10 protein-coding genes, 4 tRNA genes and 1 rRNA gene are annotated in these 12,443 nt (G+C 44.0%); 14 read left to right on the top strand and 1 reads right to left on the bottom strand.

Annotated features, from left to right (window positions below; genetic code table 11):
* Positions 1 to 124 precede the first annotated feature (124 nt).
* Both rrf and A3739_RS01810 read left to right on the top strand, forming a co-directional pair.
* A 5S ribosomal RNA gene (gene rrf / locus A3739_RS01805) occupies positions 125 to 239 on the top strand.
* A 517-nt stretch (positions 240 to 756) separates the two neighbouring features.
* Entirely contained in the window at positions 757 to 951 is a 195-nt protein-coding gene (locus tag A3739_RS01810) for a DUF3185 family protein (RefSeq protein WP_068500039.1), read from the top strand.
* On the opposite strand, the gene A3739_RS01815 is transcribed toward A3739_RS01810, so the two are convergent.
* Complete coding sequence (locus tag A3739_RS01815; RefSeq protein WP_068479348.1) at positions 952 to 1,440, bottom strand: RDD family protein; 489 nt, start codon at positions 1,438 to 1,440, stop codon at positions 952 to 954.
* A gap of 205 nt (positions 1,441 to 1,645) precedes the next feature.
* On the opposite strand from A3739_RS01815, the gene alaS reads away from it, so the two are divergent.
* From alaS to A3739_RS01875, 12 genes are all read left to right on the top strand, one after another.
* On the top strand, positions 1,646 to 4,243 hold the full coding sequence (gene alaS / locus A3739_RS01820) for an alanine--tRNA ligase (RefSeq protein WP_068479351.1): 2,598 nt from the start codon (positions 1,646 to 1,648) through the stop codon (positions 4,241 to 4,243).
* A gap of 54 nt (positions 4,244 to 4,297) precedes the next feature.
* Entirely contained in the window at positions 4,298 to 5,521 is a 1,224-nt protein-coding gene (locus A3739_RS01825) for an aspartate kinase (protein WP_068479354.1), read from the top strand.
* A gap of 185 nt (positions 5,522 to 5,706) precedes the next feature.
* The gene (gene csrA, locus A3739_RS01830; protein ID WP_068479356.1) at positions 5,707 to 5,898 is read left to right on the top strand and encodes a carbon storage regulator CsrA; all 192 of its coding nucleotides are present in this window, start codon (positions 5,707 to 5,709) and stop codon (positions 5,896 to 5,898) included.
* Between the two features lie 103 nt (positions 5,899 to 6,001).
* Positions 6,002 to 6,091: transfer RNA gene (locus A3739_RS01835), tRNA-Ser, on the top strand.
* 20 nt (positions 6,092 to 6,111) lie between these two features.
* Positions 6,112 to 6,188 (top strand) — tRNA-Arg (locus A3739_RS01840).
* A gap of 41 nt (positions 6,189 to 6,229) precedes the next feature.
* Positions 6,230 to 6,306: transfer RNA gene (locus A3739_RS01845), tRNA-Arg, on the top strand.
* A 44-nt stretch (positions 6,307 to 6,350) separates the two neighbouring features.
* A tRNA-Arg gene (locus A3739_RS01850) sits at positions 6,351 to 6,427 on the top strand.
* Between the two features lie 216 nt (positions 6,428 to 6,643).
* Positions 6,644 to 7,162: a hypothetical protein gene (locus A3739_RS01855; protein WP_068479358.1), complete on the top strand. Its 519-nt coding sequence runs from the start codon at positions 6,644 to 6,646 to the stop codon at positions 7,160 to 7,162.
* A gap of 252 nt (positions 7,163 to 7,414) precedes the next feature.
* Complete coding sequence (locus A3739_RS01860) at positions 7,415 to 7,645, top strand: OadG family protein (protein ID WP_231876670.1); 231 nt, start codon at positions 7,415 to 7,417, stop codon at positions 7,643 to 7,645.
* A 45-nt stretch (positions 7,646 to 7,690) separates the two neighbouring features.
* Positions 7,691 to 9,469: a sodium-extruding oxaloacetate decarboxylase subunit alpha gene (oadA, locus tag A3739_RS01865; RefSeq protein WP_068479362.1), complete on the top strand. Its 1,779-nt coding sequence runs from the start codon at positions 7,691 to 7,693 to the stop codon at positions 9,467 to 9,469.
* A gap of 16 nt (positions 9,470 to 9,485) precedes the next feature.
* Positions 9,486 to 10,811 carry a sodium ion-translocating decarboxylase subunit beta gene (locus tag A3739_RS01870; protein WP_068479364.1) on the top strand — a complete coding sequence of 442 codons (1,326 nt, stop codon included), beginning with the start codon at positions 9,486 to 9,488 and terminating at the stop codon, positions 10,809 to 10,811.
* A 335-nt stretch (positions 10,812 to 11,146) separates the two neighbouring features.
* On the top strand, positions 11,147 to 12,286 hold the full coding sequence (locus A3739_RS01875) for an alpha/beta fold hydrolase (protein WP_068479365.1): 1,140 nt from the start codon (positions 11,147 to 11,149) through the stop codon (positions 12,284 to 12,286).
* Positions 12,287 to 12,443 lie beyond the last annotated feature (157 nt).

A 12,443-nucleotide genomic window follows, 5' to 3' on the forward strand; every position in this document is an offset into this window, starting at 1 on the left:
ATCGAAAAATCGACGAATAATGAAGATATGAATCATAAGCGACTACTATTGCTTCCAATGTTAAAGACAACAGCAGAATTAAGTGTTGGTGTAACGACCGTAAGTTACTTCAACCAGAGTTTTGCCTGACGACCATAGAGAACTGGAACCACCTGATCCCATCCCGAACTCAGAAGTGAAACGGTTCATCGCCGATGGTAGTGTGGGAGGTCCCATGTGAGAGTAGGTCATCGTCAGGCTTCTAATATGAGAGAGGGCTATCTGGTTGGATAGCCCTTTTTTTATGTATGGAATTTATAGACAGAGCATTCACATGGGTACCATGTGGAGTAAGGCAAAGACTGCTGTAGCCAATTCTAGGTATACCCCGTAAGCATACAACGAGCTAAGCCTGTGAGCAAAGGTCCGTCGCGACCGGCTTTAATCTTCTAATGCAAAACTGCTGTGGAATCTCGTCCTTTTTATAAATCGCAAGATCATCCTCTCAAACCGCACCCGTTACTTTAATTATTAATCCCTGTTCAAGCTAAGAACGTTTTGGGCAAGTTTGGTTTTAACCGTGAAAGCATTAACACAGTTTTGGGTATGCTTTTTAATGTGTGTGGTAAGAGCTTGTGGTCTATCCATCAATTCTGTATGCGATAGCAGTATTAGTGATGTGCTTATTATCGGTCCACGACTGAGTGCTGATCACAAATTAGACAAAATGCATTATGTTTACTTAAATGGCCACACTACTTAAAGCGAGGTGAGTTTATGGGCTCTCAAAAAATTGTGGGTATCGTTTTGATTGTGGTTGGTGTTGCAGTTGTTCTATGGGGGTATAACGTTAGTTCTTCTCTATCTGGCCAAGTGGGGCAGGCGTTGACGGGTTCGTCATCTACAAAGGCAATTGTCGCTTTTGTTGTTGGTCTTGTTTTTATTGTTCTTGGCATTAAAAAAGTAAAGTAACTATTTTTTCGCTCTTTTGGGGATCCTTACGATCTGAGTGTTTGAGATATAACACTGAAGTGTCCGATTGTTTTTATCGATTAAGAGCCATAAATAGCCAAGTCCGAATATAGATGTCGATATAAATGCTCCGATAAATCTGCGGAGTGCTTGTACCCATGTGATGCGTTTTGCATCGTGAGTCTGGACACGAAGATGCCAAACTTGCATACCAAGTGTTTGTCCGGTTTTGGTCCAGAAATATCCGTAGAATAAAAACAATGTGGCGAACAATATTACTGTTAGAATTGGGTCGCCAATTGTACTGCCGCTTTCATTCATTGCCTTGTACGTTTCAGCTCCGATGACTTTTTTGGAAATCATCATGTATACACCAGTGGTGACCATTAAAAGAGCAATATTTAGGAGAAAATCATAAAACATCGCAGCTAGCCGTCGAGGTAAGCCCGCAGTGTTCATTTCTTCTACGTTTTCGTAAAACTCGCGCATATTTTTTCCAAATCATTAATCGTTATGAATACTAGCGCATATAAGATCCCAAGTTTAGAAAATATTACAAACTAAAGATTGGAAAGTGCTTGAGTTCGCCCCTAAATGCGTTCCGGTCAATGTAAATTATGTTACAGTACGCTGCTTTGCTGCTGATGCAGCTCATTGAATTCTATAACTAAAACTTCCTGGTGAGTCCTTAAAGATGAAGACGGCAGAAATCCGCGAGAAATTTCTAGATTACTTTGCTCGAAACGAGCATCAGCGAGTGGCAAGTAGTTCACTCGTTCCGGCCGATGACCCGACCTTGCTATTCACTAATGCTGGTATGAATCAATTTAAGGATACGTTTCTAGGTACTGAAAAACGTGCCTATAGCCGAGCGACCACATCTCAAAAATGCGTTCGCGCAGGTGGTAAACATAACGATCTTGAAAACGTTGGTTATACGGCTCGCCATCATACGTTTTTTGAAATGTTGGGGAACTTTAGTTTTGGTGATTACTTTAAAACAGAGGCGATTGAGTTTGCTTGGACATTTCTGACCAAGGAACTTGGGATTCCAGAAGAAAAGCTTTGGGTGACGGTCTATAAGGGCGATAAAGAGGCTGAAGAAATTTGGTTTAATCATATTGGTATCAATCAAGATCGCTTTTCTCGTTTAGGAGAAAAAGACAACTTCTGGTCGATGGGTGATACCGGGCCATGCGGACCTTGTACCGAGATTTTTTACGATCATGGTGAAGCTGTTGCAGGTGATCCTCCTGGTGGACCAAATGATGACGGTGATCGTTACATTGAGGTTTGGAATCTGGTATTTATGCAGTTTAACCGCACTGCCGACGGGAAAATGAATCCATTACCAAAACCTTCAGTTGATACAGGGATGGGGTTGGAGCGTATCGCTGCCGTTATGCAAAGTGTGCATAGCAACTACGAGATCGATCTATTCCAAGATTTGTTATCTGATGCGTCTAATCTTTTGAATGGTGTGTCCACTGAAGAAAAATCTTTGCGTGTTATTGCTGATCATATTCGCTCAGCCGCGTTTTTGATTGCGGACGGCGTGATGCCGTCTAATGAAAGTCGTGGATATACATTGCGTCGTATTATTCGCCGCGCTATTCGCCACGGTAATAAACTTGGCGCGGAAGGGGTATTTTTCTACAAGTTAGTTTCTAGTCTTGTTCATATAATGGGAGACGCCTACCCAGAGTTAAGGACGGGGCAGGTTCAAATCGAGAAAATTTTGCTTCAAGAAGAGCAGCAGTTCGCTAAGACACTGGATAAAGGTATGCGGCTTTTAGAAGCTGATATTGATCAGCTTGAAGGCAAGGTTATTTCCGGAAAAACAGTATTTACGCTTTATGATACTTACGGTTTTCCCGTTGACTTAACTAACGATATTGCGAGAGAGCGCGGATTGACGCTTGATTACCATGGATTTGATGTGGCCATGGAAGCGCAACGCGAAAGAGCTCGATCCGCTAGCAAGTTCGACGTTGATTATAATGATACCTTCTCTATCGAAGGCGAAACGAGTTTTGTTGGCTATGAGTCCCTAGAAGGCCAAAGTAATATCGTCGCCACGCTTGTTGATGGTCAGGAAGCTTCTTTAGCGCAAGGACAAGCTGGGGCTATCGTACTTGATGTAACGCCTTTTTATGCTGAGTCTGGTGGTCAGGCCGGAGATACGGGTGTAATTCGCTCAGGTGATTCGGTTTTCGAAGTAAAAGATACTCAAAAGCAAGGCAATCAATTTGTTCATCTTGGTGTTGTAGCTAACGGCAATTTTGCTAAAGACGATTCTGTAGAGTGTGAAGTTGCCCAGTCAGAGCGAGAAGCAACTGCTTTGAACCATTCTGCAACACACCTTTTGCATGCTGCTTTGCGCAAGGTTTTAGGTGAACACGTGGTCCAGAAAGGGTCATTGGTAGATAGTGAGCGTTTGCGTTTCGACTTTGCGCATTATGAAGGGGTGACTAAAGAGCAAGTTAGCGAATTGGAATCGATTGTTAATTCCGAGATTCGCGCTAATACAGCTGTAACAACTACGTTGACCAATATGGATTCGGCTCGCGAGATGGGTGCAATGGCATTGTTTGGTGAAAAGTACGGTGATGAAGTGCGCGTACTTTCTATGGGACGCAATTCTTTTTCTGTTGAACTTTGTGGCGGTACACACGTGCAACGAACAGGAGATATCGGTCAACTTGTAATCGTTTCTGAAGGTGGCATTTCTTCTGGTGTACGTCGAATCGAAGCGCTCACAGGTGATGCGGCCGAACGTTATGTTCGTGAAAACTTAGAGCAACTTTCTGAGTTAGCGGCGGCTTTGAAATGTAATAAAGATGTCGTCCTAGACAAAGCGTTGGGTCAGTTTGAAAAGCTTAAATCTGCAGAAAAAGAGCTTGAAAAATTAAAGGCGAAACTAGCTGCTGATGCGGGTAGTGAGTTGGCTGGTAATGCAAAAGACGTGTCGGGTATTAAAGTTTTGGCGCAAAACGCTGACGGCATGGATCGTAAAGCGTTAATGGATGCCGTTGATAAATTGAAGAATGAGCTTGGTGAAGCTGTCGTGTTATTAGCTGCTAAGGAAGGCGATAAGATTGTTTTGATTGCGGGTGTGACTAAGTCGATTTCAAAGAAATTTTCAGCTGGCGAATTGATGAAAGAAGTTTCCCAGATCGTTGATGGTAAAGGCGGCGGTCGTCCTGATATGGCGCAAGGTGGTGGCACCAATTTGGCTAGGCTAGATGAAGCTTTAGCTAGGGTTCAAGTTTGGGTTGAAAGTAAGTTATAATCCCGCGCTTTTTGCATATACGTAGTGCGTTGGTAGTGGTACAGGAATAAAGAAATGGCTTTGTTGGTTCAGAAGTTTGGCGGCACATCTGTTGGTACGGTTGAGCGTATCGAAGCTGTTGCGGATAAAATTAAAGGCTTTCGCGATAAGGGAGATGACATCGTCGTAGTTGTTTCTGCAATGAGTGGAGAAACAAATCGATTGATCGGTCTTGCCAGCGACATTACCGACGAGCCTACGCCTAGAGAAATGGATGTATTGGTGTCAACGGGTGAGCAGGTAACGATTGCCTTGTTGAGTATGGCGCTGAACAAAAGAGGCTGTCCTGCGAGATCATATACAGGCGGGCAGGTTCGAATTACAACCGACGATACGCATACGAAGGCTCGCATTCTAGATATCGACGAAGATAAGATGCGCTCTGATATTGAGCAAGGGCGCGTTATCGTTGTAGCTGGATTCCAAGGGGTTGATGAAAAGGGCAATATCACGACGCTTGGTCGGGGCGGTTCAGATACAACTGCTGTTGCCTTGGCGGCTGCTCTTAAAGCTGATGAATGTCAGATATATACGGATGTCGATGGTGTATACACAACAGACCCTCGTGTAGTTGAGTCAGCGCAACGTCTGGAGCAGATTACTTTTGAAGAGATGATCGAGATGGCTAGTCTCGGTTCTAAAGTTTTGCAGATTCGTTCTGTCGAGTTTGCGGGTAAATATAGTGTGCCTTTGCGTGTTCTATCCAGTTTTAAGGAAGGGCCGGGTACCTTAATTTCTATAGATAATGAGGGTGGTATGGAGCAGCCGTTAGTTTCTGGTATTGCTTTTAATCGTGATGAAGCGAAATTAACGCTTGTTGGTGTTCCTGATATTCCGGGTATCGCTAGCAAGATTTTAAAGCCTGTCAGTGATCAGAATATTGAACTCGACATGATTGTTCAAAACGTTGGTGTCGATAACTGCACGGACTTTACTTTTACGGTCCACCGTAATGACTACAAAAAAGCATTGGCAATCTTAGAGCAGGTTTGTGCTGATCTAGGTGCTAAGCAGGTCGTTGGCGATGACACAATCGCGAAAGTCTCTATTGTTGGTGTTGGTATGCGATCGCATGCAGGTGTTGCTACCACCATGTTCGACGCGCTCTCTCAGGAAGGCATTAATATTCAGATGATCTCTACGTCTGAAATTAAAATCTCAGTCGTGATTGATGAGAAGTACATGGAATTAGCTGTGCGCACATTGCATACAGCGTTTGATTTGGATAAGAGTGAGTAATTACAGTTCTCGCTTATAATCTGCTTAATACAAGCTTGCCGGTAATGATTAGGTGTCCATAAAGAAAAGTTCTAAGATGTTCCTTTCTTTTTGAGAAAAGTAGACTTTACTGGCAGTAATTAATTTGGACGTCCTACAAGTTAAGATAATCTTTGGAAGGTAGTACAAACGAAGGAGTTGCAAGAATGCTAATTTTGACGCGCCGCGTTGGTGAAACGCTTATGGTTGGCGATGATGTCACAGTGACTGTGCTAGGAGTAAAAGGTAACCAGGTACGAATTGGTGTAAATGCACCGAAAGATGTGTCTGTTCACCGTGAAGAAATCTACCAAAGAATCCAGAAAGAGAAGTCCGATACTTCGGGTTCTGATGAGTAATTAGGCGAATCGTTTATTCCCTGATCGATCCTCTGAAAAAACAGGAAATAAACGAAATTGGCGCTTGGCATTTAATATTTTTTTGGTATTATACGCCGCGTCTGGAGAGATGGCCGAGTGGCTGAAGGCGCACCCCTGCTAAGGGTGTATGGGTTTACGCCCATCGAGGGTTCGAATCCCTCTCTCTCCGCCATGACACCTTTTTGAAGATACGCGGCTGTAGCTCAGCTGGATAGAGTACCTGGCTACGAACCAGGCGGTCGGAGGTTCGAATCCTCCCAGCCGCGCCACTTCAAACCTACCTTAAGTTGTACCTTGATTTTTATAAGATGCGGCTGTAGCTCAGTTGGATAGAGTATCTGGCTTCGAACCAGGTGGTCGTAGGTTCGAATCCTACCAGCCGTGCCACACCCCTTTTAATCAAGTGTTTCGGTTTATGACCGAACCATTGCGCGGCTGTAGCTCAGCTGGATAGAGTACCTGGCTACGAACCAGGCGGTCGGAGGTTCGAATCCTCCCAGCCGCGCCACTTTCCCCTAATTTGTTTCGAACGACATGACGTGTCGTTATAAATTTTATTATTGGCCTTAGTTTTCAGGGAGGTCAAATCATGAAATTTAAAAATCTATTCAATGTAAGAAGCAATTCGCGCTCAAATAGGGCTGCAAGTCCTCACCTATATTTGCCCACGTATCCTCTGAGTCATTCGCATAAAAGATTGGTAGAGAGGAGTTTGCTCTCCAGCTTGCGTGATGCAACGCAGACGTTTGATAACAAGGTTGATCGAGTTATGGCAGTTTTGTCGACAACCGTTAATAGAGATGTTCAGAGGGATCGAATTAATGACGTGATGGCTACAGGGGCAGGCGCTTTCTTGGAGATGGGTGGTCTTGAGTGTGTGCATTGGTATCTGGAGTGTGATGGTGAGAGTGTCTATTTGTGTCGCTCTTCTTTTCGGGCGGTTAGTCCTCTTGAATCTTGGTTAGCTGAACGTGTGTTGGTGCTAGGTTCTTCAGTGTTAGTTGATTATTTGCTACTCGTTAATAGGGGAGAGGGCAATATAAACAAACATTGGTGTTTGGCTTGCGAGATTTTGCGTCAGGTTTTACAGCTTAGTGAGTGTGCAGATTTCTCCAAACGATCTTCGCGCGGTCAGAGTTTAAAAATTTATTATGAAGGCTTGTGCTTTGTAGTTCATAAGTCGGATCAAGTTTATATGGTTTATTCTGTCTCAGGGTCGGTGGCATTGTTGCAGGCAGTCTAGGGTCTTCAAGGTCTCTTGTATGGGTTACGTGCTTGTCTTTTTACTCATAACAGTTTGTATATTGGTATCTATCTGTATTCCTTTTTGTTTTGGTGTTTTGCATTAGTTTTGGTTATGGTCTTAATAGCGGATTCGAATTTGCTAAGCCTATTGAATGGCGGTAAATTACCGGAGCTTTTAAATGGCAGGAAAATGCACGCCTGCTTACTTATAAATTAATCCATAAGGGTTGATCAAACTATGAGCGATTTAATGACTCAAGCGTTCAGTCTCATGGCTGTCGGTATGGGCTTCGTCTTCGTATTTCTAGCGATTCTTGTTGTTGTGACTTCGACTATGTCAAAGCTAGTTAACAAGTATGCGCCGAAGCCTGAACCAGCTAAAGCGGCGCCAGCTCCTGTTGCTGCAGCGCCGGCTGATGCACAATTACTTGCAGTTTTACAAGAAGCGGTTAATCAGTACCGTTCGGACAAGAAACGCTAATATCGAATTATAACTACTAAACCTTTAATAGAAGGCCTGACAGTAATGACTGAAGCAAATAAGAAACTCGGTATCACCGATGTGGTACTTCGAGATGCTCACCAATCACTTCTTGCAACACGTATGCGTATCGACGATATGCTTCCAATCGCTGAGAAATTAGACCAAGTTGGTTATTGGTCTCTAGAGTCATGGGGCGGTGCGACGTTTGACTCATGTATTCGTTTCATTGGCGAAGATCCATGGGATCGTATTCGCGAACTTAAAAAAGTGATGCCAAATACTAAGCAACAAATGTTGTTGCGTGGTCAAAATCTTCTTGGCTACCGTCATTACGCAGATGATGTTGTTGATAAGTTTGTTGAGCGTGCTGTTAAAAATGGCGTAGAAGTGTTCCGAGTGTTTGATGCGATGAACGACCCTCGCAACCTTGAGCGCGCTTTGAAAGCGGTTAAAACAAATGGCGGTCATGCTCAGGGTACGCTTTCTTACACAACTAGTCCGGTTCATACCCTCGAAAACTGGATTGAATTAGCTAAGCAAATCGAAGACCTTGGTGCTGACTCGATCGCAATCAAAGACATGGCTGGTACTTTGACTCCATACGCAGCTTACGAGTTAGTAAGTCGTTTGAAAGCTCAGACTGATCTTGAGGTTCAATTGCACGCTCATGCTACTTCTGGTATCTCAGACATGGCAATTTTAAAAGCTGTTGAAGCGGGTATTGACCGTGTTGATACAGCCATTTCATCTATGTCTATGACTTACGGCCACACGGCAACGGAAAGTGTTGTTGCAGCACTTGCGGGCACAGATCGTGATACTGGTCTAAACATGGACTTGCTAGAAGAGATTGCCGCTTACTTCCGCAAAGTACGTAAGAAGTATGCGAAATTCGAAGGCTCTTTGCGTGGTACAGATTCACGTATCCTTATCGCTCAAGTTCCTGGCGGCATGTTAACCAACATGGAAAACCAGTTGAAAGAGCAAGGTGCGGCGGACAAATTTGATGCGGTATTAGAAGAGATTCCACGTGTTCGTGAAGACTTAGGTCATATTCCTCTTGTTACTCCTACATCTCAAATTGTTGGTACACAGGCTGTATTGAATGTATTGACTGGTGAGCGTTACAAGTCAATTTCAAAAGAGACGGCTGGTATTCTTAAAGGTGAATACGGTGCAGCTCCGGCCCCATACAATAAAGAACTTCAAGATCGTGTACTTGATGGTGCAGAAGCGATTACATGTCGTCCGGGCGATCTTCTAGAGCCTGAAATGGATAAGTTGACTGATGAAGTTAAGAAGCTTTCTGAAGAAAATGGCTTCAAGCTTGCAGACGACGTAGTTGATGACGTTCTAACGTATGCACTGTTCCCGCAGATTGGTCTTAAGTTCCTTGAGAATCGTGGCAACGCTGACGCGTTCGAGCCTGTGCCAAGTGAAGATGATGTTCTTGCTGGTAAAGGCGGCAAGGGTGTTTACACCATTAATGTTGGTGGTCAGTCTTACACTGTTGAAGTGGAAGAAGGTGGCGACATTACCGGTATGGTTCCAGTTCAAGGTGGTGCAGCAGCGCCAGCAGGTGCGGCTCCGGCAGCAGCTCCAGCGGGTGGCGGTGAGCCAGTTCCTGCTCCATTAGCGGGTAACATTTTTAAAGTAATTGCTACGCCAGGACAAGCAGTTCAAGAAGGTGATTTATTATTGATTCTTGAAGCGATGAAGATGGAAACAGAAGTACGTGCGCCTCGTGCGGGTACTGTTGGAGCTATCAGCGTTAAAGTTGGCGACTCTGTTGCAGTCGGCGATACATTGTTAACCCTATAAGTAAGGTTCGTTAGATATGGAGAATATCCTCAATCTTTGGACCGGTAGTGGTTTCTACAATATCACTGGCGGCCAAATTACGATGATCGTGGTTTGTCTTTTCTTATTGTACTTAGCAATTAAGAAAGGCTTCGAACCATTACTTTTAGTGCCAATCGGTTTTGGTGGTGTTCTTGCGAACATCCCAGAAGCTGGCTTGGCACTAACTGCCGCGGAAAACGCGATTCACTTCCATAAGCCGGACGTTATGCTTGCTCTTTCAGAGGTTCTGAAGATTCCTTTTGAAGCAGGTCAAGAAATTACTGCTGAAACATTGAAGGCATTCAAAGCTGCTTATGTAGAAGGTAATGCATCTACGGTATTTGCTGCGGATCAAATCGCTAAGAATGCAGGTTATGCTAACGGCATGTTGGCGAACTTCTATAGCGTTATTATTGGTAGTACAGTTGGTCCTCTTTTGATCTTCTTGGGTGTTGGTGCGATGACTGACTTCGGTCCATTACTTGCTAACCCGCGTACGATCTTGTTAGGTGCAGCGGCGCAGTTCGGTATCTTTGGTACCGTTCTAGGTGCAGCGGTTCTAACCATGACAGGCGTAATGGAATTCAATATTGGCGAAGCTGCAGCGATCGGTATTATCGGTGGTGCGGATGGCCCAACGTCGATTTATGTTGCTAGCGTTCTAGCGCCACATTTATTGGGTGCAATTGCTGTTGCGGCATATTCATACATGGCATTGGTTCCTGTGCTTCAGCCACCAATCATGAATGCTTTGACGAATGCTGAAGAGCGTAAGATCCAGATGGTTCAGTTACGTCCAGTACACCAATTAGAAAAAATCTTGTTCCCAATTGCGGTATTGATTTTGGTTGCGTTGTTCCTACCGGATGCTGCGCCACTTCTTGGTATGTTCTGTCTTGGTAACTTGATGAAAGAGTGTGGTGTAGTAGATCGTCTTTCGGATACTGCGCAGAATGCATTGATCAACGTTGTAACTATCTTCCTTGGTTTGTCTGTTGGTTCTAAGCTTTCAGCTGACAAGTTCTTAGATGTAACAACGCTTGGTATCCTTGTTCTAGGCATGGTTGCATTTGGTGTTGGTACTGCCACTGGTGTTCTGATGGCTAAATTGATGAACGTATTTAGCACGAATAAGATCAACCCGTTGATTGGTTCTGCTGGTGTATCTGCTGTTCCAATGGCGGCTCGGGTATCAAACCAAGTTGGTTTGCAGAACAATCCGCAAAACTTCCTGCTTATGCATGCGATGGGGCCAAACGTAGCTGGTGTTATCGGATCTGCGGTTGCAGCAGGTGTAATGATCAAGTTCTTAGGCGGTTAATACGCGCTAGTACCTGATGAAAAGCCTCGGTTTTACCGGGGCTTTTTTGTTTCAAGTTTAAAGGGCTTGAGTGATGAATTATTCGCGAGTGCGAAAACTCATATTTCATTTGGGCCAAATATTACGCAGTAGCTCTACTGGAAAATGTATGGCTTTTATCAATCAATTGAGCGTCATTTGACGTAAGGTTAAGGGTTAAGTTTTTAAGGTGCTAAAAAGTATTTCGCTCATTAATGTGCAAATAGAATCTCACGTACCCCAAGCGCTTGATCGTTTTTGTGCTTTTTATACAATAGCGCGTCCTTAGTTCGTGCAGTTAATAAGAGAATTCTTTCATGTCTAAAGAACCTGGCTTTTTAAAAAAAGCACTTTGGTCCGTTCGTCATGGCATTGAGCAAACATTGTTTTCAGACAATTTTGTTATTGCAGATTTGAGCCCCTATGATGTCGTACATTCCGATGGAATTATGTCTGTTCGCCATTATCAGCCCTTAGATGAGTCTAAAATTGAAGTGGCCGGAGAGCAGATTGATGTGGAAGATGACGCGACACGTGCGGCGAATATTCCAGTATTGCTTGTGCCGCCACTTGCCGCGACTTCGTTAATATTTGACTTAATGCCGCATAGAAGCGTCGTAAGATACTTTTTAGCTAGAGGTTTTGATGTATATCTCGTTGACTGGGGAGATGTTACGGCTGATCACTCTGATTTGTCGCTCGAATCTTACGTCATGGGGTGGATGCCTCAGATCGTTGATTCGGTAGTCTCGCACTCAAAGTCTAATGAGTTGTCTATTTTCTCCTACTGCATGGGTGGATTGTTATCATTGATGTATCTAGCTACATCAGGCGATGATCGTGTTAGAAATCTCGTGACTGTTGCGAGCCCGGTTGACATGCACCAGAGTGGTATTACGGGGAAGTTTTTATCTGTCGTGTATAAGCCAGCGCAGGCTATATCCAGTATCTTGAATGTCTCTGTATTGGATATGCCGGCTAAAATGTTCCACGTACCTGGTTGGGTTTCGTCGGTCACTTTTAAGCTTACGAACCCTATTGGTAGTGTCATTAATTCATACGAGAAATTCTTGAATCTCTGGGACAGGGAATACTTAGAAGAAAGCCTCACAATGAGTAAGTGGTTTGATGACATGGTTGATTATCCTGGTGAAACGATCAAAGACATGGCTGTTCACATGATGATTGATAATCGTATTGCAAAAGGTGAAATGCGGATTGGTAAAGCTAAGGCGCACTTTAAAAAGATTAAGTGCTCTATTCTAGCGTTTGCCGGTGAGAGCGATAATATCGTTAGCGTGAAAGCTGCGCATAAAATTCTTGATATCGTGTCCTCCACAGATAAAGAATTTTGCGTTGTGCCAGGCGGGCATGCTGGGGTGTTTGCAGGTGCATCTGCGCCATCACATACATGGGCGATCAGTGCAGACTGGTTGATAGATCGTTCTTCGAAGTAACGTTTTATAAATACATAATATTGGATTTATTTGATGACAGTTTACACAGTTAATTATTGGCTAAAAAATCCTCAGGATGAAGTTGTTGATACGTCAGAAGGTGGTGAGCCAATGAAGATTACTCTGGGCGGTGATGACACTATCCAAGGGCTTCAGC

The organism is Oleiphilus sp. HI0067 (assembly GCF_001635735.1).